Annotated in this window: 26 protein-coding genes and 1 rRNA gene; 24 read left to right on the plus strand and 3 right to left on the minus strand. The window is 32.1% G+C overall.

Translation table 4 applies throughout. The features are described 5' to 3' along the window. Positions 1–5 precede the first annotated feature (5 nt). A 5S ribosomal RNA gene (gene rrf, locus OF376_RS02375) occupies positions 6–109 on the plus strand. Between the two features lie 115 nt (positions 110–224). Next, positions 225–695, plus strand: coding sequence for a dihydrofolate reductase (locus tag OF376_RS02380; protein ID WP_263821923.1), 471 nt, complete (start codon positions 225–227; stop codon positions 693–695). On the opposite strand, the gene OF376_RS02385 is transcribed toward OF376_RS02380, so the two are convergent. Continuing rightward, entirely contained in the window at positions 666–1,040 is a 375-nt protein-coding gene (locus OF376_RS02385; RefSeq protein WP_263821924.1) for an MG284/MPN403 family protein, read from the minus strand. The two genes, OF376_RS02380 and OF376_RS02385, sit on opposite strands and share 30 nt — an antisense overlap. Before the next feature lie 156 nt (positions 1,041–1,196). Here OF376_RS02385 and OF376_RS02390 point away from each other — a divergent pair, with 156 nt between their 5' ends. The 22 genes from OF376_RS02390 (at position 1,197) to whiA (ending at position 24,330) form a co-directional block, all read left to right on the plus strand. Further along, a complete protein-coding gene (locus OF376_RS02390) occupies positions 1,197–2,372 on the plus strand; it encodes a PstS family phosphate ABC transporter substrate-binding protein (protein ID WP_263821925.1) in 1,176 nt (391 codons plus the stop codon). Then, on the plus strand, positions 2,372–3,340 hold the full coding sequence (locus tag OF376_RS02395; RefSeq protein WP_263821926.1) for a PstC family ABC transporter permease: 969 nt from the start codon (positions 2,372–2,374) through the stop codon (positions 3,338–3,340). Before OF376_RS02390 ends, OF376_RS02395 begins: the two co-directional genes overlap by 1 nt. Further along, positions 3,304–4,542, plus strand: a complete 1,239-nt coding sequence (gene pstA / locus OF376_RS02400; protein WP_263821927.1) for a phosphate ABC transporter permease PstA — start codon at positions 3,304–3,306, stop codon at positions 4,540–4,542. Before OF376_RS02395 ends, pstA begins: the two co-directional genes overlap by 37 nt. A gap of 189 nt (positions 4,543–4,731) precedes the next feature. Next, positions 4,732–5,523 carry a phosphate ABC transporter ATP-binding protein PstB gene (pstB, locus tag OF376_RS02405; RefSeq protein WP_263822005.1) on the plus strand — a complete coding sequence of 264 codons (792 nt, stop codon included), beginning with the start codon at positions 4,732–4,734 and terminating at the stop codon, positions 5,521–5,523. Between the two features lie 4 nt (positions 5,524–5,527). Then, positions 5,528–6,187, plus strand: a complete 660-nt coding sequence (locus OF376_RS02410; RefSeq protein ID WP_263821928.1) for a PhoU domain-containing protein — start codon at positions 5,528–5,530, stop codon at positions 6,185–6,187. Between the two features lie 321 nt (positions 6,188–6,508). Beyond that, entirely contained in the window at positions 6,509–6,871 is a 363-nt protein-coding gene (locus tag OF376_RS02415) for a hypothetical protein (RefSeq protein WP_263821929.1), read from the plus strand. Then, positions 6,858–7,694, plus strand: coding sequence for a F0F1 ATP synthase subunit A (locus tag OF376_RS02420; protein ID WP_263821930.1), 837 nt, complete (start codon positions 6,858–6,860; stop codon positions 7,692–7,694). Before OF376_RS02415 ends, OF376_RS02420 begins: the two co-directional genes overlap by 14 nt. A gap of 33 nt (positions 7,695–7,727) precedes the next feature. Continuing rightward, on the plus strand, positions 7,728–8,048 hold the full coding sequence (locus tag OF376_RS02425; RefSeq protein ID WP_263822006.1) for a F0F1 ATP synthase subunit C: 321 nt from the start codon (positions 7,728–7,730) through the stop codon (positions 8,046–8,048). Positions 8,049–8,099: 51 nt separating this feature from the next. Next, positions 8,100–8,723 carry a F0F1 ATP synthase subunit B family protein gene (locus tag OF376_RS02430; protein ID WP_263821931.1) on the plus strand — a complete coding sequence of 208 codons (624 nt, stop codon included), beginning with the start codon at positions 8,100–8,102 and terminating at the stop codon, positions 8,721–8,723. 5 nt (positions 8,724–8,728) lie between these two features. Next, a complete protein-coding gene (gene atpH, locus OF376_RS02435; RefSeq protein ID WP_263821932.1) occupies positions 8,729–9,265 on the plus strand; it encodes an ATP synthase F1 subunit delta in 537 nt (178 codons plus the stop codon). Between the two features lie 16 nt (positions 9,266–9,281). Continuing rightward, entirely contained in the window at positions 9,282–9,590 is a 309-nt protein-coding gene (locus OF376_RS02440) for a F0F1 ATP synthase subunit delta (RefSeq protein ID WP_263821933.1), read from the plus strand. After that, positions 9,577–11,811: a F0F1 ATP synthase subunit alpha gene (gene atpA / locus OF376_RS02445; RefSeq protein ID WP_263821934.1), complete on the plus strand. Its 2,235-nt coding sequence runs from the start codon at positions 9,577–9,579 to the stop codon at positions 11,809–11,811. The genes OF376_RS02440 and atpA overlap by 14 nt, the downstream gene beginning before the upstream one ends. 1 nt (position 11,812) lies before the next feature. Beyond that, positions 11,813–12,646, plus strand: a complete 834-nt coding sequence (locus OF376_RS02450; protein WP_263821935.1) for a hypothetical protein — start codon at positions 11,813–11,815, stop codon at positions 12,644–12,646. 1 nt (position 12,647) lies between these two features. Beyond that, positions 12,648–13,505, plus strand: a complete 858-nt coding sequence (gene atpG, locus OF376_RS02455) for an ATP synthase F1 subunit gamma (RefSeq protein WP_263821936.1) — start codon at positions 12,648–12,650, stop codon at positions 13,503–13,505. A 24-nt stretch (positions 13,506–13,529) separates the two neighbouring features. Then, positions 13,530–14,918, plus strand: coding sequence for a F0F1 ATP synthase subunit beta (gene atpD / locus OF376_RS02460; protein WP_263821937.1), 1,389 nt, complete (start codon positions 13,530–13,532; stop codon positions 14,916–14,918). Next, the gene (gene atpC / locus OF376_RS02465; protein WP_263821938.1) at positions 14,918–15,325 is read left to right on the plus strand and encodes an ATP synthase F1 subunit epsilon; all 408 of its coding nucleotides are present in this window, start codon (positions 14,918–14,920) and stop codon (positions 15,323–15,325) included. Before atpD ends, atpC begins: the two co-directional genes overlap by 1 nt. Positions 15,326–15,444: 119 nt before the next feature. Further along, a complete protein-coding gene (locus OF376_RS02470) occupies positions 15,445–19,587 on the plus strand; it encodes an AAA domain-containing protein (protein ID WP_263821939.1) in 4,143 nt (1,380 codons plus the stop codon). A gap of 429 nt (positions 19,588–20,016) precedes the next feature. Then, entirely contained in the window at positions 20,017–20,316 is a 300-nt protein-coding gene (locus OF376_RS02475; RefSeq protein ID WP_263821940.1) for a hypothetical protein, read from the plus strand. Between the two features lie 151 nt (positions 20,317–20,467). After that, the gene (gene hprK / locus OF376_RS02480; RefSeq protein ID WP_263821941.1) at positions 20,468–21,397 is read left to right on the plus strand and encodes an HPr(Ser) kinase/phosphatase; all 930 of its coding nucleotides are present in this window, start codon (positions 20,468–20,470) and stop codon (positions 21,395–21,397) included. 2 nt (positions 21,398–21,399) lie between these two features. Beyond that, the gene (gene lgt / locus OF376_RS02485; protein ID WP_263821942.1) at positions 21,400–22,428 is read left to right on the plus strand and encodes a prolipoprotein diacylglyceryl transferase; all 1,029 of its coding nucleotides are present in this window, start codon (positions 21,400–21,402) and stop codon (positions 22,426–22,428) included. 11 nt (positions 22,429–22,439) lie between these two features. After that, a complete protein-coding gene (locus OF376_RS02490) occupies positions 22,440–23,369 on the plus strand; it encodes an NAD(P)/FAD-dependent oxidoreductase (RefSeq protein ID WP_263821943.1) in 930 nt (309 codons plus the stop codon). Beyond that, a complete protein-coding gene (gene whiA, locus OF376_RS02495; RefSeq protein WP_263821944.1) occupies positions 23,356–24,330 on the plus strand; it encodes a DNA-binding protein WhiA in 975 nt (324 codons plus the stop codon). The genes OF376_RS02490 and whiA overlap by 14 nt, the downstream gene beginning before the upstream one ends. A gap of 296 nt (positions 24,331–24,626) precedes the next feature. Here whiA and OF376_RS02500 read toward each other — a convergent pair whose 3' ends face one another. Both OF376_RS02500 and OF376_RS02505 read right to left on the minus strand, forming a co-directional pair. Further along, the gene (locus OF376_RS02500) at positions 24,627–25,547 is read right to left on the minus strand and encodes a pseudouridine-5'-phosphate glycosidase (RefSeq protein ID WP_263821945.1); all 921 of its coding nucleotides are present in this window, start codon (positions 25,545–25,547) and stop codon (positions 24,627–24,629) included. Further along, positions 25,529–26,434, minus strand: a complete 906-nt coding sequence (locus OF376_RS02505) for a PfkB family carbohydrate kinase (RefSeq protein WP_263821946.1) — start codon at positions 26,432–26,434, stop codon at positions 25,529–25,531. Before OF376_RS02505 ends, OF376_RS02500 begins: the two co-directional genes overlap by 19 nt. Positions 26,435–26,550: the final 116 nt, after the last annotated feature.

Here is a 26,550-nt window from a genome sequence, read left to right on the forward strand (position 1 = left end):
CAAGGTGTGGTGAAGATATCAAAGTGGAAATACCCGTTCCCATCTCGAACACGGAAGTCAAGCACTTTAGAGCCGACGATAGTTAAAACAAAATAGGTCATCGCCACGCAAAACAAAAAAGGAACTCGTTGAGTTCCTTTTTTTGTGTTATTGGTAATATAAACCAAGAAAACCGATATTTATAGTAAAATTAAACTATATAGACAAATTTCGAGGTTTTTAAAATGTTAAAATTTATATGATGTCAAACATCAAATGGAGGTGTAGCTAAAGACGCACGCCTACCATGATATGTTGAAGAACAACACCACCACTTTTTAGAACAAATTAAAGGACAAGTAGTTGTATATGGACAATATTTGTTTAATAATTTTTTGGAGAATCAAGTTATTGAAGGCGTTGATAACATTATGTATTCTTCAACTGTACAAGAGCCTCAGGATGGTTCATTTCAAGTCACAAACCAACAAAGATATATTTTATCGTTAGCAGAAAATCGTGATGTCTACATTATTGGAGGAATCAAGATCTTCAATATTTTTATTGATTTGGTCGAAGAGTTAGTTGTTTATGAGCTTAAAAACTTTTATCACTGTGATCGTTATTTAAATTTAGACTTTAAAAACTTTGAATTAATATCTGAAACAGAATATAATCAATTTTACTTAAAAACTTACCGACGTGTTTCCAAATAATTTTTCAGCAAAACTTGGATAAACATTGAGTAATGAAATAAATTCATCTACCGCTTTTTTATGTTTTACATAAAAACTAGACGGTGAATAATTTAATTGCTTCGCTTGGTATTCATTAATGTATAAATGAGTGAGAATTTCAGCTCCTTCGTGAGACATATTATTAAGGATAATTTGAGTGTACTCAACAAGGGTTTTAGATCATTTAGTAGATTGTGTAACATTAGTAGCAATACTAGGTGAATAATCATTAATGATATCCAAAGCTTTTAATTGATGGCGTGCTCTTTTATATTCTTGAAAGAATGTTCGAACTCGTGCAACCTTAGGTGTAATTACTGGCATTTTTTCCTCCTTTTTTAAATTTTTATACTCATAGATTATCACAATAAAATCATAAAATTAGAAATTTCAAGGGAAAAAAATATCTTTGGATAATATTAACTAATAATATATAAAAAGAATAATAAAAAATAAGAAAAAACAAAAATATATAAGACGATGAAAAAAAAGAAATTAAAATTTTTAATGGCGACAACTGCATTAGTCCTAGTGTTTTCAACTGTTGGCCTAACAGCTTGTAAACAAAAAAGTACGCGAATCATTAATATCGCTGGCTCGTCAACTGTATATCCTTTTATGTCAGCTTTGTCTGATGTGTATGTTGATGTTGATGATACAGTAGATTTAATTACTACGCCGAGTGGTTCTGGTAGTGGTATTAAAGAAGCGCGTGATTTAAAAAAAGATCTTGGAATAGCTTCACGTTTTGCAACGAATGAGGAAGTTAATGAACAATGGTTAGCAAACGATATTAAGACTTTTACTTTCGCATGAGATGGCATCGTTATTTTATATTATGTTCCAGGACTTGAAGAACTAAACATAGATGAACAAGGTCTATCACAACTATATAAAGCGTTTGCTGGATACGAACAATTAAAATTAAGTGATTTAGACAAAAATATTGCTAAGGAATATGCTGATATTAACATCGCCCCTTTTGCACGATCCGGAGGAGCAGCAGCATCAGGAACAGCTGAAGCTTTCTTGTACAATACACAACTAGTTGATACTAAAACATTAGAAGATAACGTTATTCAAGCGTTAGAATTTGGCAATTACGGAAAACATGTCAAAGTTACTTCTGAAGCTAACTCACAAGCTTTTCAACGTATAGATAGTGACCAAATTGTAGGATCAATGATTTATTTATCAGCTGGTTTTGTCAAAAATAACTTTGAATATTTATATAAAAAAGGTTTTCGTGTAGCAAGTATTGCATATAACCACAAATATGTTAAACCGTTTGATTATAATGTATCAGACCAACAAATTTCTATAACAGACATTAATGTTGCAAAGGCGTATCAATGGTATAGACCTTTGAATATTTTGTTTAGTGTTTCTAAGAGTTCTCAAAAAACAAAAGACTTTTTATATTGATTATTAATTAACGAAAAAGCGCAAACTGTGATAGAAAAAACGGGTGGTATCAATTTAACTGATGAGCAAAAATTAGTTATGTTTGTTGGTGAAAATAAGAATATTAAATGATTAAAAGATCCAACAAAAAAACGAAATTTCTTTGTTTCTGATGAAAAAACCTTTAAAATTAAAAACAATGAAATAATTGATTTTATGGATTTTTACCAAAAAGAAAAGGTTAGTAAATAATGATTCATTCATCACGTTTAAAAAACAAACGCATTACAAATAATATTTTTAAACACCTTTCCTTTTTGTTCATTCTGTTTTTCATTCTTCTTTTTATAGCTATTTTTGTTTTTATTATTGTAAAAGCTGTTCCAGGATTTCAATATTACGGTTTAAAAAGAATTTTATTCAGTAATGATTTTAATCTGCATAGTATCAAGAAAGATTCTGGAGTTTCTGTTTGGTTACCTTTAGCTGTAACATTAACAGTTTCTTTTGGAGCACTCTTAATTGCGGCACCGATTGGAATTAAAACAGCTACATTTATTAAGTTTCGTTTAAAATCAGAAATAACTCGAAAAACATTAAAAGTAATTATTTTATCATTATCAGGAATTCCGTCTGTGATTTTTGGTTTGTTTGCTATTAATAGCTTAGGACCAGTTCTAAAGGCTATTTTTCACACACATACTGTGATGAATATTTTTACGGCCTTTGTAATGTTATCTTTCATCATTTTACCGACCATTATCGCAACTACTTTAAATGCATATGATGCAGTTGATCATAAATTAATTGAAAACGGAATTGGAATGGGTTCTTCTTATACTCGTTCGCTCTATAAAATATTTAAAATTGAAGCCAAAGGAAACATCACAGTTGGTTTAATTTTAGCTTTAGGTCGAGCGATTGGTGAAACGATGGCTGTGAGTATGATTTTAAGTGACGAAGGGTACAATAATGTAATGAGTCAGGGCTTTAAAAATTTCCTAAACTCGTCATTAAGACCATTAGGGGCCTTAATATCTACCAACATGTTCGGGGAAAACGTTGGCGAAAATTTAAAGGGGTTACTTTATGTTTTTGGCATCGTTTTGTTCATTGTTGTGATGATTTTAAATGCAATTGTTTTATATTTAACAAGACAAAACAATAAAACAAGACACACCTGATGAATTCGTTTTACAAAAAAATTAATTATTGTTTAAATATCATTCCTAACTACATGAAAAGTCTCTTTGAGCGCTTTAGTTATAAAAATAAGTATAAAGTAACACCTGACAATATCGACGATGTAAATGCGTACGTTACTTATCGAATTCAACACCATAAATTAATTAAGGTTTATGATTATCACAAAATTCTATGAGAAATCATAGCTAGTGTGATTGCTTTTGGTTTTTTGTTCTGAATTTCATTAGATATTATTGTTAACGGAATTATTACGTTTGTGGATCCTTCGTTTGAATCGACCGTTTTCAAATATACAAAAAACACGACAGGCCAAGCTGTTATTAACACACTTCTAATTATCTTTTTATCCCTACTAATTGCCTTTCCTATTGCTTTGTTTTCGGCTATTTATTTAAATGAATATGCTAAAAGTAAACGTTTTAAGAAGGTAATATATTTCTTTATTGATAGTTTCGGATCAACACCATCAATCTTATTTGGAATGTTTGGTTTGGTGGTTTTTATTGAATGATTTGGATGAACGGCTTCGGGCACCAAAGGAACATCATTACTTGTAGGATCATTAACTATTACACTCGTAATTTTACCTATGTTAATTCGTTCGATTCAACAAGCATTACAGGCAGTGCCACAAGAGATACGTATTAATGCCTATGGTTTAGGTAGTTCAAAATGACAAACGATTCGCAAACTAGTTTTACCACAAGCGATGAACAACATTATTTCAGGTATCTTTTTATCGATGGGACGAATTATTGCTGAAACAGCGCCGCTTTATCTAACGGCCGGATTGACGTCGTCAAAAAATATTGGATTTTTATCTTCTGGACAGACATTAACAACACGGATTTATGCTAATGCAATTATGGCAACTGATTTAAAACAAGCCCGTTATGTTCAGTATGAAGCTGCTTTTGTAACGTTATGAATAGTTTTATTCCTTATCGTTATGGGTTATGTTTTTGTGCCTTATTTAAAAAATCTAAAGGTTTATTTCAAACAATGATTTAAAAAAATAATTGGGTATTATCGTTCACCAATTGCTGATCACTTAGATATTTTTGAGACGCAAATTTATAAAAAATACTTGTTGATTACTTATGAACAAGCAGAAATCATGAATTACGATATTGCAGTAGTTAAATATGCCAAAATAAAAAATCGAATTTATGAGATTAAATATATTGATGAAAAAGCAATGGAGCAATTAATTTAGGTTAAAACAATGGCAAAAAAAGTTAAAGTTTATTTACTAGAAAAACACAAAGATTGGCAACATCAACCACTGGAAAAGGTTGTTAATTTTTTAAACGAACAAAACATTTTCAAACGTTGATGATTGTATCGACAATTAAGTAATGAGCAAAGAAAATCTTTAAAAGAGTATCAAAAAAACAAAAAAGAAATGATGAATAAAAGCAAGGATGATTTTGATTTTGAAAACGTATTTGAGGTAGAAAATTTCAATTTTTGATATCAAAAAGGTGCAAAACACGCTTTAAAAGATATCAATGTAGCAATCAAACGTTATAAGGTTACAGCATTAATCGGACCGAGTGGATGTGGTAAATCAACGTTTTTGCGAAATTTAAATCAGCTGAACGATTTGATTGATGGTACTGTTTATAGTGGAGAAATTTACTTTGATGGCATTAATACACGTTCTAAAAAAATTAGTTCGTTAGAATTAAGAACAAGGGTTGGAATGGTTTTTCAAAAACCTACTCCTTTTGAAAAAAGTATTTTTGAAAATGTCGCTTATGGCCCTCGGCAAAACGGCATTAATGACCAAAAAACATTACAAAAAATTGTTAAAAAAGCCTTGATTAATGCCTCTTTATATGATGAAGTTAAGGACAACTTAGATAAACCTGGTTCAGCCTTATCGGGAGGTCAACAACAACGATTGTGTATTGCGCGAGCAATTGCTTTAGAGCCAGAGGTCTTATTGATGGATGAACCGACTTCAGCCTTAGACCCGATTGCAACTGCTAATATTGAAAAACTAATATTAGATTTAAAAAAGAAGTATTCAATTGTAATAGTTACTCACTCTATGGCGCAAGCTCAACGAATTAGTGATGAAACAATTGTTTTCTATCAAGGTAGTGTAATTGAACAAGATAAAACAAGAAACATCTTTACACGACCAAAAAACAAAAAGACAAAAGATTATGTTTCTGGAAAGATTGGTTAAAATTATGGCAACAAACTATTCAATGATGAAAGAATCACAAACCGAATTATTAGACAGTTTTAAGAAATTTTATAAACGTGTTCTAGATAACACCGTTGATTTATGTGATAAATTACAAAAACAAGAATTAACTTACAAAGAAATTTATAATGACGCTTTATTTAAAGAAGAGCAAGTTAATTTAATTTATTCGGACATGATTGATGAATGTGTCTGAACAATTCAAAAAGACCAACCGCGTGCAGGTCATTTACGTTTTTTTATCTCCGTAATTAACTCAGTTAAGGACTTAGAAAGAATCTCTGATCACAACGAAATTATTAGTGAATATTTTGAGGAATATAACTTTAGTGATGAAGAGCGAAAACACTTTTTGTTAGCATTTGAAGCAAGCAACAAAATTCTTTTTGATTTTTATCAACATTTTTTAAATAACAACTTTAACTCGGAATTAGTTGATGAAATTAAACGAGTTCGTGATCAATACTTAAACGACACAAACAAGAAACAAATGCGTACAGTTTACATTGATGATAACTTAACTGATGAGGAAATGAACTCACGTGTGAAATTAATTTTAATGTATCGACACATTGAGAGAAATATTGATCATGCAATTAATATTCTTCAAAACTTTGGTAATGTACATATTAGCAGCAAATAATCATAAGTAAATAATCACACTAAAAAGATAACTAATCGATAAACTATGTAGTTTGTTATCAAATACATCAAAAAAAGCAGTTTTTTTACGAATAACTTTTAAATTAACCTTTAATTATTTATAATATAAATAAGTCAAATAGATTTTGACTGAAAATAAATAAGAGATTGATGAAATGTGAATTTTAAACAAGCTTGACATAATTACTTGACATGATATTTATGGGATATAACAATTGGACTTTTAGTTTGTCTGATTGCTATACCCCTTTCAAGTAATTTTGCAAGTTTTTTTTACACTTATATTTTGTCGGTCATATTAATGTTAGGCTTAATGACATTACGAATGTTTGTGATTGATCGAATGTGGCAAAAGAAAAACTTATCTTTGCAAAAAAACAACCGACCAATCTCAAAGAAAGAGAAACAACTAAGCACATTTGAATTTGCAATTGTCTTTATGTTTTTTCAAATCTTACTAGTGATTCCAATTCTAATTGGAGTTCTCGTTAATGCATTTTGCCAGACAGGCGAGGGGGCTATTTTTAATCTACCTTTTTTACTTGTAATGAATATTTCACTAATAATCATTGGTGTTATTAGTCAGATTATTTCTCAATTTAAAAAAAACAAAAAATATGTTCCTAAACAAAAAATTATGGAGGTATCAAATGGAAAACTATAAACCACTTGATGTATTAGTCGCAGTCCCACATATCGGTGCTGTGATCATGGTAACCTTAATAATTCTAACCATTTCTCTTGTTTACTACTTTAATGTTCGTAAACTTAAGGTTCACGACGTTCCTAATCGTTTTGTGTTAATTATTCAAGCAATTGTTAACTACTTCAAAGGAATCGTTGTTGATACAATGGGACCAAAACATGTTAAATTAGCACCGTGAATTTTATTTACTTTCGTTTATATTTTCACTGCTAACATGGTTTCATTATTTGGTTTTAAAGAAGCAACAACTGCTTTATCTGTTCCACTAGGAATGGCTATTGCATCTGTCTTTGGTGGACAAATTGTTGCATTACGTTACCAAAAAGCATCTTTCTTCTTGAAATTCGCTTTCAAAATCAAGGGCATCCCAGTGATGATTAACCCCTTAGAAATCGTTTCAAAATTTTCACCAATCATCTCATTAACATTCCGTCTATGAGGTAATATTACTGCAGCCGCAATTTTATTAAACATCACATTCTGAGCTTTTGCTGGATTTACTGATGCATACCCTTTTATCGGGCTATCAATTATTGCCGCTGTCACAATTCTTCCAATCCTAATTGGTTACTTTACAATGTTCGCCGGAACAATTCAAGCGTTCGTGTTCACATTGTTAACATCAGTAACATGAGGATTAGAAATTAAAGAAGGGGAAGAACACTTCGAACACCTAGCCCACAAAAAAGCTGAAAAAGAAGCTGCTAAACGTGCGTTAGAAGCAAGTGCTAATCAACCCGTAGAACAACAAGTAGCTGTACAAGCTAACGCTGTTGCCTAATTAAAAAACAAATCAACAAGGAGTTATAAAATTATTATGTCATTTATCGATTTATCAAATGTTATTACGTCTCACTTAGATGCATTACCAGTAGGAAAAGAAGCTGAAGCTTTTAGTTCAGGTGCTGGGGTTGCTTATTTAGGTAAATATATTGGTACTGGTATTACTATGTTAGCTGCAGGGGCAGTAGGGGTAATGCAAGGGTTCTCAACTGCAAACGCTGTACAAGCTGTTGCTCGTAATCCAGAAGCTCAACCAAAAATTCTTTCAACTATGATCGTAGGGTTAGCGTTAGCCGAAGCCGTTGCGATTTATGCGTTGATCGTTTCTATCTTACTTATTTTCGTTGCATAGTTTTTATCGCAATTTTATTAAGAAAATAATTTAAGGAAAGGAAACCAAAACATGAAAAACAAATTAAACAAAAAAGGCTTGATAGCAAGCTTATCAGTTGTTGCTCTTGCTGCTTTCTTTGTACCTTTATTAGCAAGTTGTTCTGGAGATATTCCTGAATTACAACCAACTGAAATTATTAATACATTATTCCCTAACTTGTGAGTATTTATTGCGCAAGTAGGTGCGATGTTAGTTGTTTTCAGTATCATTTTATGATTAGTATGAAAACCAACAAACAAAATGTTAGACAAACGACGTGAGTTCATGGCTAACGAAATTAAAGAAGCTGAAGAAACAAGAAAAGAAGCACTTGTTTATTTAGAATCTGCTAAACAACAAAAATTAGACGCTCAAACTGAAGCGGTAAAAATTGTGACCGATGCAAAAGCGGAAACTATGTCTTACCGTGAAAACCTTGAACGTGAAGCGCGTGAAGCTGCTGACAAAATTGTTGCTACCGCTCGTGCTAATGCAGAAAATGAACGTTTAAATATGTTAAACGTAATGAAACAAGAAGCTAAAGAAGCTGCATATGTTGCTGCTGAAGCATTGATGAAAAAAGAATTATCTCGTGCAGATAATGATAAATTAGTTGATGAATTTATTAAGGATTTAGAAGAATCTAGTAAATAGTTTTTATGAAATCAATTAGATCTGTTCAAAAATATGCATACGCTTTATTAGCGTTAGCTCGCGAAGAAAACAAACTGGCTGAATACAAAGAACAGCTAGAAGTTATCTACGAAATTATTCGAAACTACCCAGCGTTTTACGGCACACTTGCTTCAAGTATTTTAGATAAAAAACTAAGAAAAATAACTTTACACGAAGTTTTCCGAAAAGAAATGAATATGAATATTATTCATTTTCTAGAATTATTGATTGACCGTGAAAAAATTAATTATTTACGTTCAATTTTAAAGAAAACTTTGAAGTTCATTGATAATGATTTAAATATTCGTAAAGTAATTATTCATACAGCTTTTGAACTAAGTCACGAACAAATGAACCGTTTGGTTGGTGCTTTAACTAAGAAACTGGATTGTACAATTGAAGCTGAACAACGAATCGATCAACACATGATCGGTGGAATCCGTGTAAATTTCGAAGCTAATGAAATTGACTCATCGCTGAGAACAAAATTAGATCATATTGTATTTGATAAAAACATTTAGAAGGTAAGGTTGTTATATGAAAAGCAAATTAGAAAGATTTTCGAAAACAATTATGAACCGCTTAGCAAACTATACAAACGATGCGACAAAAGTTGATATTTATTCACCTTTTGAATTAACAAATTTACAAATCACTCGTTTGGGTTCTGTTATAGAAAAACAATATGGTTTTAAACCACACATTAGAGTTTTAATTGACCACAATTTAATTGGTGGGCTAGAAGTTAAAATTAAATCTGATGTGATAGATTCATCATTAAAAACTAAATTAAACAAAATCATCAATATAAACGAAAAAGAAGGTGCAATGAATGAGCGTAAATAATAAAAACACAACTTCTTTATTATCAGATATTAAAAATCACATTCAAAATCTATCAGATAAAACCGAAACTCTTGAAGTTGGTAATGTCATCTCATTAGGGGATGGAATTGCTTTGGTTGATGGATTAGAAAGCGTTATGTTAAACGAAATTGTTCGTTTCGAATCTGGGGTTGAAGGGATTGCTTTAAACTTAGAAGAGGATGCTGTCGGGGTTGTTCTTATGGGTGACTACGATGATATCCAAGAAAACGAACGTGTTTATCGTACACACCGAATTGTGCAAGTGCCAGTTGGTGACGTAATGCTTGGACGTGTAGTTAATGCACTGGGTAAAGCAGTTGATGGCAAACAAGAAATTGTTTCCACAAAATTTGGTGTAGTTGAAAAAATTGCGCCAGGGGTTATGGAACGTAAATCAGTTCACCAACCTCTTGAAACAGGGATTTTATCGATCGATGCAATGTTCCCAATTGGGAAAGGTCAACGGGAATTAATTATTGGCGACCGTCAAACCGGAAAAACAACCATTGCTATTGATGCCATCATCAATCAAAAAGGTAAAAATGTTAACTGTGTATATGTTGCTGTTGGGCAAAAGAACTCAACAGTAGCAAACATCGTGCGTACTTTAGAAGAAAACAACGCTATGGAATTTACTACTGTAGTGGCCGCTAATGCTTCTGAACTTCCAGCTTTACAATACCTTGCTCCATTTGCAGGGATGACAATTGCTGAAGAATGAATGCACGAAGGGAAAGATGTTCTAATTGTTTTTGATGACTTATCAAAACATGCCATCGCATATAGAACACTTTCATTATTATTAAGAAGACCGCCAGGGCGTGAAGCTTATCCAGGGGACGTCTTTTATCTACACTCTCGTTTACTTGAACGAGCATGTAAATTATCAGACGAACTAGGTGCTGGTTCAATTACAGCATTACCAATTATTGAAACACAAGCCGGGGATATTTCTGCATATATTCCAACGAACGTAATTTCAATTACGGACGGGCAAATTTTCATGCAAACTAACTTATTCAATGCTGGACAAAGACCAGCGATTGATGCTGGGCAATCAGTATCACGGGTTGGTTCAGCTGCACAAATTAAATCTGTTAAACAAACAGGGGCAGCATTGAAATTAGAATTAGCTAACTACCGTGAATTAGAGGCATTCGCTCAATTTGGTTCTGATTTAGACGAAGAAACAAAAAACATTCTACGTCTTGGTAAATCAGTTATGGCTGTTATTAAACAAGAACCAAATAAACCATATTCACAAACGGATGAAGCAATTATTTTATTCACTGTAAAAGAAAAAATGATTCCTACAATTCCTGTAGAAAAAATTGCTGATTTCAAACTTTACTTAATTGATTACTTTAAAAAATCACCATTACGTCGTGATTTAGACCGTAACAAAGCATTTAGTAAAGAAAACACTCCTGCTTTCAAATATGAAATTTGAAGAGCGATGAGTTTATTCCTACACAACGACGAATCATTAATTCCAGAAGATGCACAAATGAAGGAAGCACGTGATGCTTACTTTGCTAACATTGATAGTCAAATTAAACAATGAGAACAAGAAGATGCATTAAAAGCTGCGGAAACACCAAAGGTTTCTAAACCAGTTGCCCCAGTTCAAGCACCAGTAGAATCATCAACTCAATCAGTTGAAAAAACTACAAAAGCTGCAAATGAAAGTTGTGAATCAGTTGTTGATGAACCAACTGAAGAACAAGTGTGTGTAAAACCTGTTTCTAAAGCATCACAAGAAGCTATTAAAGCGCGTGAAGAACAAGTTTTAGTGCGTTCTGATGATGCGGTAGCCGATAAGGAAAAACAAACAATTATGGTTTCAGTTAGTCCAGAAGAAGCAGAAGCTTTATTTGAAAACGAAAAACCAGTGTTATTCTTTAAAGTAACACCTGTTCAACCTGTTGAACGTGTAATTGTTTATGCAACTGCGCCCGTGAAAAAGGTAGTAGGGGAATTCGATTTAGAAGAAATCAAAATCTTAAACCCTCGAACTGCGTGAAGAACTTATGGAGCAAACTCTGTAATTAAAACAGCTAAAGAATTCAATGCTTATTTTGCAAACAATTCTGAAGCGCATGTAATAATTGCAAGCGCGATCTATAAATATTCAAATCCAAAAACTTTGGATAAATACGATATTAAGAAAGGGCCAAGTGGATTCACTTATTTAAAATAATATGAAAAAAAATAAAAATTTAAGTTATGATGAATTTTGCAAACTGCCAAAAGTTAAGCAAATTTTCACTCCCTGATTTATTTCTGCGCTAGTTATCTTTATTGTTTTCGCTACTATTGCTTTTACAATGCTAGGACTTTTAAATGTTCCATTCACGCAAGCACGTACTGTTGTTATTGAAACAGAAGCAGGACCAGTTTTAGGGGATCATTTAGCAAACGTTAGTGGTTCAGAAGACTCACTCATGTCATATGTTCTATATGACCCACATGCTGATTACCAAGAATGATTGCGAGCTTTGAAAGATGTTAATGCTAACGGTGTTACATTCCACCAACTAGAACACTTGTCTGATGCTCAATTACACACTTTATTAGAAGAAAAATCATTATTAATGCACGAAAAAACTTTAAGTGAAGTATTGCATTATATGCACCACGGATTACACTCAAAAATTATTAACCACAACTTAACATGAGGGTTCGTAATTAAAGTGCTTTCAAATCCAACTAATTCTTGATTCTCTCAATGATTAGATTACTTAAGAGTTAATGATCCACATGACGCTTTAGAATGAACTGAACGTCTTGCATTAATTCAACAATATTCTTCTGAAGCTCAAGGAATGAATTACCACGCTTTCTACTGAGTATTCATCATCTTCATGATGCCAAATATGATAACTTTAATTATTATTGTTGTTAAATTATCAACAGTATTAAAACCAAAGTTAACACCAGAACAAAAAGAACAATACAAATTGCAAAAAGCACAACAAAAAGCACAAAAGAAATTAAAAAAACAATCTTCAACAATTACTGCTGGAGCTTTATAAAATGTCTTTAGATACCATTAAAAGAAAAATAGGTTCAATTAATACCACTGCAAAAATTACTAATGCCATGAAATTAGTGGCCACTGCTAAACTAAAACGCCAACGAGATCGTTTGATGGCGATTAAGGATTATGCTTATGACTACTATGATGTGATTGGTTTATTATTATCTGTCGTGGATGATGTTGAATTCCTAGTCAACGATGGTGCCAAGGATGCTGTATTGTATATTAACATTAATTCAACAATGGGACTAGCGGGTTCTTATAACTTTAATGTTAATAAGGTGGTTGATCAATATGTTCGTGATCAAGATATCACTTTTACAATTGGTAAAAAAGGAAAAGATCATTTGCGTGATGTTCGCAAAGAACACGTGATTAACAAATTTTTAAACTTAAATGATAACGATTTAACATTCGACACAGCAATGCAAATTGCTCGTGAAGCTTTAGAATTGTATGAAGCTAAAGAAGTTAAACAAATTCGTATCATTTACACGAAATTTATTAACGCGATTACTTTTGAAGTTAAATGTATTGATGTGTTGCCGTTCGACAAGAACAGTTTATCAGAATACATCAATGTCGGAGACCTTGAAAAGGATAACATCATTTTTCAACCTGATAAATTAGCAATTATTAAAACTATCTTGCCAAGTTATATTGCGACAATTTTATATGGTTGTTTATTAGAATCAAAAATTTCAGAAAATGCTTCGCGTCGAAATGCTATGGATGCATCTACAAAAAATGCTAAACAACTTGCAGATCATTACAAACAAATCTACAACACACTTCGTCAAAGTAAGATTACTAACGAAATTACTGAAATTGTGGCAGGTTCTGATGATGAATAAAATATTTGATAAAGGAGTTTATTTATGAAACAAATAGGAAAAATTCAACAAGTCCTAGGTCCGGTTGTCGATGTTTTGTTTAGTCCTAAAACATTGCCCAAGATTAATGATGCTTTAGAACTAAATAATAATGGTAAAAAATTAGTCCTTGAAGTTTCGCAATTAGTAGGGGATAACATTGCACGTTGTATTGCAATGGATACTACAGACGGTCTAGTGCGTGGGTTAGAAGTAATTAACACAAACGCTCCGATTAGCATGCCGGTAGGGATGCAAGTCTTAGGACGTATGTTTAATGTTACTGGTGATCCAATTGATAATCAACCAGCCCCAACTGGGAAACGTATGCCAATTCACCGACCAGCGCCATCATTTGCTGAACAAGCAGATCGAATTGAAATTTTGGAAACAGGAATCAAGGTCGTTGACTTATTAGTCCCTTTTGCTAAAGGGGGAAAAATTGGATTATTCGGTGGTGCGGGGGTTGGTAAAACCGTATTAATGCAAGAATTAATCCATAACGTTGCCAAAAACCACGGGGGGCTATCAGTCTTCTCAGGTGTTGGTGAACGTACACGTGAAGGGAATGACCTTTACTACGAAATGGAAGAAGCTGGTGTTTTAGATAAAACAGCACTAGTTTTCGGACAAATGAACGAACCACCAGGGGCACGTATGCGTGTTGCTTTAAGTGGTTTAACAATGGCTGAAGAGTTCCGTGATACATTCGGTCAAGACGTGTTATTATTCATCGATAACATTTTCCGTTTCACACAAGCTGGTTCAGAAGTATCTGCGCTTTTAGGTCGTATGCCATCAGCTGTAGGGTACCAACCAACATTAGCTTTTGAAATGGGTCAATTACAAGAACGAATTACGTCAACTAAAAAAGGATCAATTACATCTGTGCAAGCCGTTTATGTACCTGCCGATGACTTAACTGACCCAGCGCCAGCGACGACATTCTCACACTTAGATGCGAAGGTTGTATTAGATCGTGCAATCGCTTCTTTAGGGTTATATCCAGCGATTTCTCCATTACAATCAACATCACGTCTATTAGACCCTCTTGTAGTTGGTGTTAAACACTATTCAGTTGCTCGTCGAGTAATTGAAATTCTACAAAGATTTATGGAACTACAAGATATTATTGCTATCCTAGGGATGGATGAATTAAGTGAAGAAGACCGTCAATTAGTAACTCGTGCTCGTAAAGTACGTAACTACCTATCACAACCATCACACGTTGCTGAAAAATTCTCTGGTCAACCAGGTTTATCTGTAAGACTAGAAGACACTGTTGAAGGATTTAGAAAAATTCTAGATGGTGAATGTGACGATATTCACGAACAACATTTCTTATATGTTGGTAAAATTGATGATGTGTTTGCCAAAGCAAACAAACAAATATAATGATTAGTACGCAGTTAAAAATTGTCTCACCATATGCACAGACCTTAACACAAGCAGTTTATAGCGTGGAATTAAAAACAACTACGGGAAGAATTGCTGTGTTACCAAACCACAACCCTTTGATGGCACCAATCGAAAATCATATTGCCTACGTGCGTCCTACACCCAGTGCGGCACGTATTCCTTATGTGATTCTAGAAGGTGTAATCTACGTGGAAGAACACCAAATTAGAGTGTTCACAGACTACTTTAAACCTCTATCAGAAGTTAATGCTGAAGAAATTGAGCAACAACTATTGAAAGATGAAAAAGCTTATACTGTGTGTGAAGACGATAAAAAGAAAATGCAAATCAAATCGAACATTAAACTTCATCAAGCAATTTTGCTAGCTTTAAAAGATAAATAGATAAAATAGCCTTTGGCTATTTTATTTTTTTATTTAAAAACTTTATAAATAAAGCAGCATAAAGGGTTTATATTTTATAAAATATAAACATACTGTCGCGTATAAAAGAAGAGGTAAAAATGAAAAATGCAATTAAAGAGAAACTAATGAATCTAGTTGGTTTATCACCTAATGACTCAGTTATTTTCGCAAAAACCAACAATACAAAAAGCATCGATTTATTTAAGTATGTAAATAAGGAAGATCTTTATGATTTTGTTAATAACAAAATTAGCATATTAGAATTAGATGCTAATAAGAACGTTGATCTTTTTGAACAAAAATTAAAAAACAGCGGATCATTTGAAGAGTTTACGTTAATTTTAAATGAAAATAACGTAACTTTAAGTGATCATAAAACTCATTTGTTACGCAAAGATTTTCATAAGAATAAATCAAAAACAATTCAATTGGCGATCGAACAATTACTATCCTTTAAAAAACGATTTATTACTTTAAATCGTTTAGCCAAGAACTATTTTGAAGATACAACTGTTTGACCATTATATCTAGCGTTCAACTTTATCCGTGGACGTGTTTTAAGTGCTAGTGTATTTAAATCACCATTAACTTTATTTAAAGTTGAAATTCGTGAAGAAAAGAATCGGGTTTTCATTGCGAAATTGCAAGATGAACCAGTGGTAAACGAAAAGCTACAAATCTTTTTAAAAAATGCTTATAAGGATTATAAATTATCAGCAAGTGAACTAGTGTCAACTTACAACATAAATACGATCGTGGAAAACATTCAAGAAATTTCAGGGTATGATGTACAAATCCCTGTGGATGAATTTGTTCCTTTTGATAACGAAAGTGAAGCTGATGTTTTAAGCAGTGTGACTGGTTTTAACATTTTACCGTGCGCTCTGTTAGGTGTTTTTGAACCCGATGGTGGAGCACTAAAAGAAGACTTACAAAAATTAATTGATCAAGAAATTGATCCTTTTGAAAAAGACGATGATGCACGCAACAAGTCAACAGAATATTATCAAAACGAAGTTATTAAGAAAAACACAGTCTATGAAATTGATCATCCGTTAAATATTTATCAAAAATATGCGGTAGCCTCATCATTAGCCCAAAATACTTTAATTTATGGTCCACCAGGAACTGGTAAATCAGAAGTTATTGCTAACATTATTTTCAATACTTTATTAAAAGGTAAAACGAGTTTATTAGTTTCTGAAAAAAGAGCGGCATTAGATGTACTAACTGATAGAATTGGCCCGTTGTCAATTTTTGCTCTATATATTTATGATTTAACAAACAAAGAAGTTTTCTTTAATAAAATTGACAATTTAAACGACTTATTAGGTCCTCAATGATTCCGTGAAGATAATCGTCGTGGCAAGGTTAAAGAATTCCCTTCGGTTGTCTTTACACAAGAAGAATCAATGTTCTTTAAAAATTACCAAGACTATAATTCAGAACTACTTGATTTAGTTAAAAAACACTGAACAATCGAAGATTATAATGATGGTATTTATAACATTGATTACGCAGATTATGTAGCGATTAAAAACGAATTAGGAGAAGAAATCATTAATGAATGATTAGGACCGCGTAATTTTGATGATTTTGGAATTAAGAAACAAAACCTTTTTGAAGCGATTACAGATATTTTCAATGATTACACAATGTTGGATATTTCGGATTTATTCCAAGCATATTTCACTTTTACTAAGTTTATCAAACGCCACAAACTATTAGATATCTATTCGCAAGGTGAAATTATTAAACACCTACAAACGATTTCTAACAAGATTAAAACTAATCAGGAATTAGTAACTAAATTCTTAATGCATGCTAATGTGATTACTAAAGAAATCCAAGCGTTCCAAGACTTTAGTTCTGATACAACAGTTTTAGAAGATCCAAACCACAAAAACTTCTTAAACAAGACTACTCGCGAAAAGAAAATCTTTATTGATAAAATTGCTGATTATCTAAGTTTCCGTCGTGATGTGATTGCTCGCGATTACACTCTATCAAATAAAAATAGCCAACAAATTAAAGAAGTGGTTAACTTGTGTAAAGAATTCTTTACTAACCACAAAAAAATCCTGGGTATGAATGCTAATAGCAACTACACATATCACGAGTTCTTAATTAGTCAAAACGAAAAAATTGCTGACTTCATGAATGTTTTCAAAAAACACAACAATGAAGAAGACAGAAAAATTATCTTTGCTGAGTTTGTTAACAATGCCCGTGTAATCAATAGTGCTGACCCTGGAGAAGAATCATCGCTAACATTAAAAGAAGTTAAATCACGCGCTAAAGAAATTGATGCAGTGATTGGTTTATTTGATGACTTCTTGATTAACCAAGACTTCTTAGCTAAACCTCGAATTGCTGAAATTATTCAATACGAAGAATTTGTCGATTATGATTTAGACTATCTAGCTAAATTAGATTCATTGAGTAATATTTACACACCATTAATGCAAGAGATTATCAAAGAATGATCATGACTTTCTCTGCCTTATTTAAAGAAACTTTATTTAGAACCAATTGTGATTTTTGATTTAGAAAAAGTTGCCCCAATCATGAGTCAGGTGACAACATTTATCAACCACAACCAGTTTAGAAAACTAAAAACAATCGTTTTATGAGATGGTATTAAATCAAACATCAGTATCTTTAGTGAAACTAAGGGGTTATTGTTGCAAGACATCTTAACGCAAATTCGAAAAGAGGCTTTACGAAGCGCTTCATTCATTGGCGAAATTGTCTTTAAACAATACATCAATAATTTACGAACTTATTTAAGTAAATTACCAAAAGAAACAAAACAACAAATTACAAATGCTTTACGAATTGCGTCAAGTCGTAGTTGACCATCAATTTCTCGTTATATTAAAGAATACTATAGTGTTTTAAAAATTCTTTTCCCAATTTGAGTTGCTCGTCCTGATAATGTTGCGGCATTGATTCCACTGAATGAAAACGAATTTGATTACGGAATTTTTGATGAAGCTAGTCAAATGACTATTGAAAGAAGTTACCCAATCGTTTACCGTTGTAACATTAAAGTTGTTTCAGGAGACGACAAACAATTAAAACCAACGTCATTCTTTGTTAATAAATTAGCCTATAGCGACTTTGAAATCGATGACTTTGACCGGGTGGATTCACTTTTAGAAAGAGCGAAAACTGCTTGATGAAATGAATTCCATTTACGAAACCACTACCGTTCAGATTCAAAAGAATTAATTGAATTCTCTAATAAATATATTTATGACAACAAACTAGAAATTGCAACTAAACAAGGAGCATTTGAAAAAGGGATTGAAGTCATTAATGTGAATGGTATTTGAGACAAAGGTAACCCAATTGAAGCATACAAAGTTGTTGAGGTCTTAGAACAAAACTATGAAAAATATAAACGAATTTTAATTGTAACTTTCAATGCGGTTCAAGCTTTAATGGTGGAAAACTTGATTTTAGACAAAATGAATAGTTTCCCACAAGCTTTAAATGACAAAATTGAAAATAACGAAATCGTTATTAGTAATCTTGAAAATGTTCAAGGTAATGAAGGTGATTTAGTTATCTTGTCAATTGCTTATGGTCATAATAAAGAAGGTGTTCTAAGAAATAACTTCGGACCATTAAATATGAAGGGTGGAGCTAACCGTTTAAACGTAGCCATTACTCGTGCACGTAAGAAAATGATCGTGGTTAAATCCCTTTATGGGAATGAAATCCAAGTATCAAACATGAACAACGTGAACGCTTTAACGTTCAAACGTTTCATTGAGTTTATTGATAACATTTCAACATCAAAATCAATTAATGAATCTCTAGAAGATGTTAATAACCAATTATATTTTGAATTTAAGAGTGATTTAGTTAAAGAAATTTATTCAGAATTAACTAAAAAACTATCAAATAAATATCTAGTCTTCCCGAACTGAAATATTGGTACGAAGAAGATTGACATCGTTATTTTACATAAGGATACAAAAGAAATTCTGAAAACGATTATTTTAGAAAATTGAAAAGATAACCGTAGTGTTCAAATTATGTTAGAAGATATTGACCGACAATTCTTTTTAGAAGATCGTGGATATTCAACATACCGAATTAAAGAGTATGAATGATACATTGATAAACACAAAATTATTTCACGTATTAAAGAATCATTATCGCCCAATAACAACCCAGAAAAAATTGACTACGTTTTATGACAACGTCAAAACGATAACGTTAATAAATAATGATAAAAAAGTAACCTCCGTGGTTACTTTTTGTTTCCTCTCACACAATCTTTTTATCTTAATAGATGCGTTAAAAAAGCTTTTTACAAAAAAAGATTAGAATTAAGATATATTAAACTAATTTCTAGAGTAAAAAATTATAGAGTCAAATGGAAAACCAATTTATGCAAGTAAATAACAAATATTTAACTGACACACAGAATCGCAAAATGAGTATTAGAAAACAATGGATGCTAGTTTTTAATATTTTGATTATCATTGTGTGTTGGTGCGGCATTAGGTTCTATCATTGTTTGCACGAACGACTATTCTTGGGAGTTACAGCGTGCACATTCAGGAGTTAGTTCGCAACTGCATTATTGACTAGTCTATGTTGCTTTTATTTCTTGTGTGGGTCCATTTATTTATCTGCTGCAATTGTTCTGATTAATGACGGCCAACAATAAATGATATATGGCCCTTTTCCCAATATTTTTTATTAATCATATTAAAAGTCGAATCGAAGACAAAAAACCTTTTACTGTCAGTGCTAGTATTCTAAGTTTATTTTTATTAGTAGCCTTAGCAGCTTATGTAGCAAGTTGTATAGGTGGCAAAAAATGAATTGTTTATATATATCAAGCAGTTTTCTGTATTTTATTTATGGTAAATTTTTTATGATTAATGTCTGATAGTGGCATGTTGTTTAAAGCTAAAAAACCAGTTATTAAATTACACTTTGAACATTAAATTTTAATTGATGATTTTCATAAAGTTAGCAATGTAGTTGCTGACTTTTTAATTATTAATATTTGCAAAACGTCCCTTTAAAAGATTAATTAATTTATTTTTCTGCTTTTTGATTAAAATTAATAAGATATGGTATAAAAAGGTGAGTTTTATGGAAACTAAATCAAAATTGTTGGTTTCACAACTTGTTAAGCGTTTTGGATTAGATGTTGTTATGAACCAAGACTATTTAAATAACCCAATTTCTACAACGGGAATTAGCCGAGTAGGGATAGAATTAACAGGTGAAGTACTGTTTAAAGAGATTTTATCAATTGTTTATTTCGGTTCGAAAGAATCGCGTTATTTATCTAAATTTTCGGCCTCAATTATTCGCAAAAAATTGCAAACAATTATTGACTTAAAACCACCATTAATTTTATTAGGAAAACACTTTTGGTATGCTGATATCGTTTTAGATATTGCTAAAGAAGCATGCGTGCCAATTGTGAAAACCAAATATAGTTTCTATGAATTAAACTTCACAATTAACTCATATATTAGTCAAAAATTATCACATCAATCTTTAGTCCACGGAACATTATTAAACATTTATGGTGTTGGTGTTGTTTTACGTGGTGTTTCAGGAATCGGTAAATCAGAAATTGCTATTGAACTAATTAAAAAAGGTCATATCTTTGTGGCGGACGACGCTATTATTGTCAATAGAATTGGGTATAGTGTCTATGGTCGAGCAGACGATAAGACCAAAGATTTTATTGAAATTCGGGGACTAGGAATTATCAACTTTTCGCGTTCGTTTGGAATCGAAAGAATGATAGATTCTACTAAGATTGAAATTGTCATTGAATTAGTAATGGTTAAGAAAGATCAAAAATATCATTTTGAAAGATTTGGTCGAGATTTACATTATAAAAACTTTGAAGGGGTAAATGTAGTCCACTATATGATTCCTGTTATTCAAGGTCGGTCAATTGCTGATATTATTGAAACAGCTGTTACTGATTATAAATTAAAAAAAGCGGGGTACAACTCTGCTGATCAATTTATTAAACAACAAATTAACAATAAGGAGGATTAAGAATGAATTATGTTTTGGATTTTATAAATCCTACAAACAATTTAGCAAATGCCATTGTTGGTGAAGGCCATAACGTAGCTTTTTCAATTGGTAAAAACTTCGATGTTTATGGTTATGGGTTAACCTTTATGGCTGGTTTTGTTTTAGCGATCTTAATTTATTCACTAAGACTAAAATTTCACTATAAAGTTCCTTTTGACCCAGGATTTTATTATGTTTTTATTGCTGTGCCAGTTATTTTATTAGGTGCACGTGTTTGATCGTTTGCGATTGGTGACGCTAAAATAGGGACCACGGGATTTTTTGACTTTAGGTCAGGAGGCTTAGCTGTTCAAGGAGGGGTCATCGGTGGAGTCATTGTGGCTTTAATTTGGTTCCCTTTAATCTTAAGAAAACCAAAATACCACGTGCGTGATGTGAATGCTGATGGTGAAGTATATGTACGTCAGGTAAGTGTTTGAGTTTATGCTGACGCAATTATTCCAACCATTTTAATAGGACAAGCGTTGGGGCGTTGAGGAAACTTTATTAATGGTGAAATTTATGGTTCAGAAACTACTCCCGAGGCTTTAAAATGACTGCAAAACAGTATGCCTGCTGTTTTTGAAGGTATGAAACACCCGATTGGTGATGGTTCATTATTCACTATCTATCATCCATTATTTTTATATGAATCATTCTTTAATGTAGTCTTCTTTACAATTATCTACTTCGGTTTATCATATATTAAACAATTGCGTATCGGGGTTGTGGCCTGCTCATATTTTGTGGTTTATGGAATTATTAGATTTATCACGGAAACAGCTCGAGCGTCGCAATACCGTTTTGCAGGAACATATGTCATTAATAGTTTATTATTAGTTGCAGGAATTTTGGGTATTCTATATGCTCAATTTGTTACTAGATTTACGCGTGACCGTTTTGTTTTAGAGGCAATGTTCTGATGAATGAATCCATCTAAAAACCGTCGCGTATATTCATTTAAGGACATTCGTCAAGAAGGCGAAAAATTATATTATTGCAATAAATAAAAGGTGTTTTTATGTCAAAAATTTACGATTGTATAATTATTGGTGCTGGCCCCGCTGGTCTCTCAGCAGCAGTATATGGCCAACGAGGTGGGTTGGATCTATTAGTTATTGAAAAGTCAATGCCGGGTGGCAAAATTATTTCAACAGCCACTGTGGAAAACTACTTAGGGTTTGAGAAAATTGATGGACCAGATTTAGCTTATAAAATGTACGAACACGCACAGGGTATCAATGTGAACTTTGTTTTTGAAGAAGTATTAAGCGTCGATAGAGTACAAGATTATATATATGTTGAAACAACAGCACAAACATATCAAGCTAAAACTATTTTAATAGCGACAGGAACAATTAATCGAGAATTAAATGTCCCTAACGAAAAACGTTTTTTCAATAAAGGGATTTCTTTTTGCGCTATTTGCGATGGCCCTTTATATAAAGATCGTGTGGTGGCTGTTGTTGGTTCGGGACGTTCAGCAGTTGACGAAGCTTTATATTTATCAACTATTTGTAAAAAAGTTTATTTAATAGCCAATAAAAATCAATTTAAGGCAGAACAAAAAAATGTTGATTTATTAAAACAACATGCGAACATTGAAATTTTTTACAATCACGATACTTTAGGTTTTGATGGGCAAGAAACATTACAAACAATAACTATTGAAGACCAAAAAACTGGTGAACGCAAAACTCTTGACATCGCTGCTTGTTTTATTTTTATTGGATTATTACCAACTAAAATTCAAAAAAGCGACCAACTAATATATAACCAAAACTCAAACTTCATCGAAGTGAATGCTAATTATATGACTAAAATACCAGGCATTTTTGCAGCGGGTGACATTATTGTTAAAAATATTCGTCAAATCGCAACAGCTGTTTCTGATGGAACACAAGCTATTCTACATATTAATGAATATATAAATCAACATGAGTGAAAATAACGCATCATTTAACTATATTGTGCGCGATGAAATCATTTCAAACAAACACAGTATTAAAGACCTATCAGATATTCTGTATGCGATTACACTAAACTTTAATAACCACTTGGAAGATACCTGGGTTTTCAACTTTCACAACCAATCAATTTTAGATTTTATAGTTAACTCTATTGCGGACTTAAAAAACTCCTTTCACAAGGAATTTGAGTCTATGCAATATTCTTTGGGATATAACAAAAATAATGAAGTTCAACAAGTTGTTATCTACCAAGGTGTTGATAAATTGAGCAGTAAATTAAAATGAAATAAATTAAAAATCAAAGATTTTGTTTTTGACCACTTAACAGACGAAAAGAACAAGAACCGAATACGCGCACAAAACTTCATTATTGGCGCCTTTTTAGGGTATGGTTATTTAAACGATCCTAGTAAAGTTTCTAATTTGCAAATAAGAGTTTATAACGAATTGTTTGCCGATATTTTTCTAGCTGCCTCCAAATCGTTTGGTTTAGAGTTTAAATATTTGAAATCAACCAAGAAAACAATCTTATATTTAAAAAAACGAGAAGCCATTAGCGACTTTTTAAAAATTTTAAAAACTAACTTCAGCTATTTGCGTTTCGAGGATATCCGTGTGGTTAAAGATTACACAAACAACTTAACACGTTTAGAAAATATCAACCACTCTAATACCCAAAAACTAGCTAAACTAGCGGGTGAATTAAAGGTTAAAATTGACTATATTATGGCCAAGCGTCCAGTTAAATTAGCACATACCCCACCAACTTTTCAAAAATATTGCCAACTACGACGCGATAATTTTGTGGGATCACTCAATGAAATTGTTGAAAAAATGCAGAAAGACTATCAAATAAGCATTAGTAAATCAGGTCTAAATCACTTCAATAGAAAAATCAAACAAATGTTTGAAGAAATTGTTCGTGAGGAAGAAAGTAAATAAAAAAACAAAGTACTACGACTTACTTTGTTTTTTTATTTGTTATACGATGGAATTGTTGCTTTTGATTTTGATTGGAGAGACTGAAAAAAGGATTAAATTTTTCATTTTAAATGTTGATTAAGAAAAGTATGAAATAAATTATACATCGTTAAATGCCCTTAGCTCCCAGGAGGCAATCATTACAAAAGGAATAAGAAAGGAATCAAAGAACTAATTCCACCAATAACCTTGCTAAAATAATTTTGCTTATTAAAGCTAATTTTATTATAAAAAAAATTATATAACTCCGCTGTGTTTTAACATTTTTTCTGATTAGCGATATTAGCGTATGCACAAGCTACTTGCGCAGCTACGGCAGCGTTGTTATAAACTAACGCAATGTTGGCTTGTAGGCTCTTATTTTGTGTTTTGTTTGTAATGGCTTGTAGTAAAAATGGTGTAGTTTGTTTACCAGTAATATTCTTTTCTTGGCTTTCTAGTAAAGCATCTTGAATGATTTTATTAATATAAGTAGCATCTAAACTATGTTCTTGCGGAATGGGATTAGCTAGAATGATACCAGAATTTTCTAGAGTTCATTTAGCATACATAACATTAGCTGCTTCATGAGCATCATTGACTTTGTATGTCACATCATAATCTGATGTATTGCAGTAAAAAGCGGGTAATTTGCTTGTTTGGTAGCCTAAAACTTCTACACCTTTTGTTTCTAAATACTCTAAAGTTAATGGAAGGTCAAGAATTGATTTAGGTCCTGCACAAACTACCAAGACAGAAGTTTTTGCCAAGATTTCTAAGTCATTCGAAATGTCAAATGTTACTTGAGCGTTACGGTGAACCCCACCGATTCCTCCGGTTGCAAAAACCTTAATCCCAACTTTTTCACTAATTAATGATGTTGTTGCGACGGTTGTAGCTCCAGTTAGTTTGTTTGCGATTACATAACCTAAATCACGGCTACTTGTTTTATAAACTTCTTTATTTGTTGCTAGGTAGTGTAAGTCTTCGGGTGTTAAACCAACTTTAATTACACCGTTAATGATTGCGATGGTTGCGGGAATGGCGTTGTTTTGACGAATGATGTTTTCGCATGTTTGTGCCATTTCAATATTTTGTGGATAAGGCATACCATGTGAAATAATTGTTGACTCTAAACTAACTACTGGTTGGTTATTAGCAAGCGCCTGTTTAATTTCATCTAAGATTTCGATTTTCATAATAAGATCTCCTTGTTTAAGTTTGTTTGATTTAAATCTAAACTATTAGTTAAAGGGGAGTGCAAGGTAATTAAGGAAGCACAACTACCACTAATTAATTGATCATAAGGATTAGTGTTGTTTTCTAAAAATTTAGCATATAGATAACCGGCTAAAAAAGCATCTCCAGCTCCCGAAACATTAATTACGTTAGTAGGTTGCGATGGTACTTGATAAATTTTGTTTTCAAGAAAAACTAACGAGCCTTCTTTCCCTAGGGTGATAATTGCCTCACGAATATTATAAGATTTCAATTTAGCAATTACTTCTTCTAAGGTTTCAACTTCGAATAATGTACATGCCTCTAAAAAATTCGCTTTTAATGCTTGCACACTATTAAGGATAGGCTTCAATTTAACAATTTTATTAGCCGAAACACCTTCTATATAAACATTCTTAAATGTTTTTAATACATAAGAGAGTGTTTCGGTCGCCATATTCATATCACAAATAACTAAATCATAATCGTTGGGATTTAATTTTAATGATTCTATATAGCTAGCATTAATGTGTTGAACACACGACATATCATTAATAGCCACCATTAATTCTTTACTTTCATCAAAAACCGACAGATATGTATCGGTCGGTTGGTTATAAATTTTAAAGATAGGATTAACGTTTAGAGATTGTAAATATGCTATAGCTTCTTTTCCTTTAGTGTCGTTACCAACATTAAATACAAAATCAACGTCGAAACCAAGCCGAGCAAGGTTTTCTACGATGTTTTTGGAAACGCCTCCAAAGGTTTTGTATATTTTACCTGGATTTGAATCACCATAAATAATAGTTTTATTAGGGACAGCGATAATATCAACCGTGACAGCCCCAATGACTAATGTTTTCATTTTTATACCCCTTTTTGTTAAATTATAAAATAAAAACATCGTTCTGTATATACAACATGGAAAACTGGCTAAAATACCATAAAAATCATCAAAAAAATAAATATTTTTTTCCTAAA

The sequence above is a fragment of the Ureaplasma miroungigenitalium genome, assembly GCF_025780085.1.
Classification (GTDB): domain Bacteria; phylum Bacillota_I; class Bacilli_A; order Mycoplasmatales; family Mycoplasmoidaceae; genus Ureaplasma; species Ureaplasma miroungigenitalium.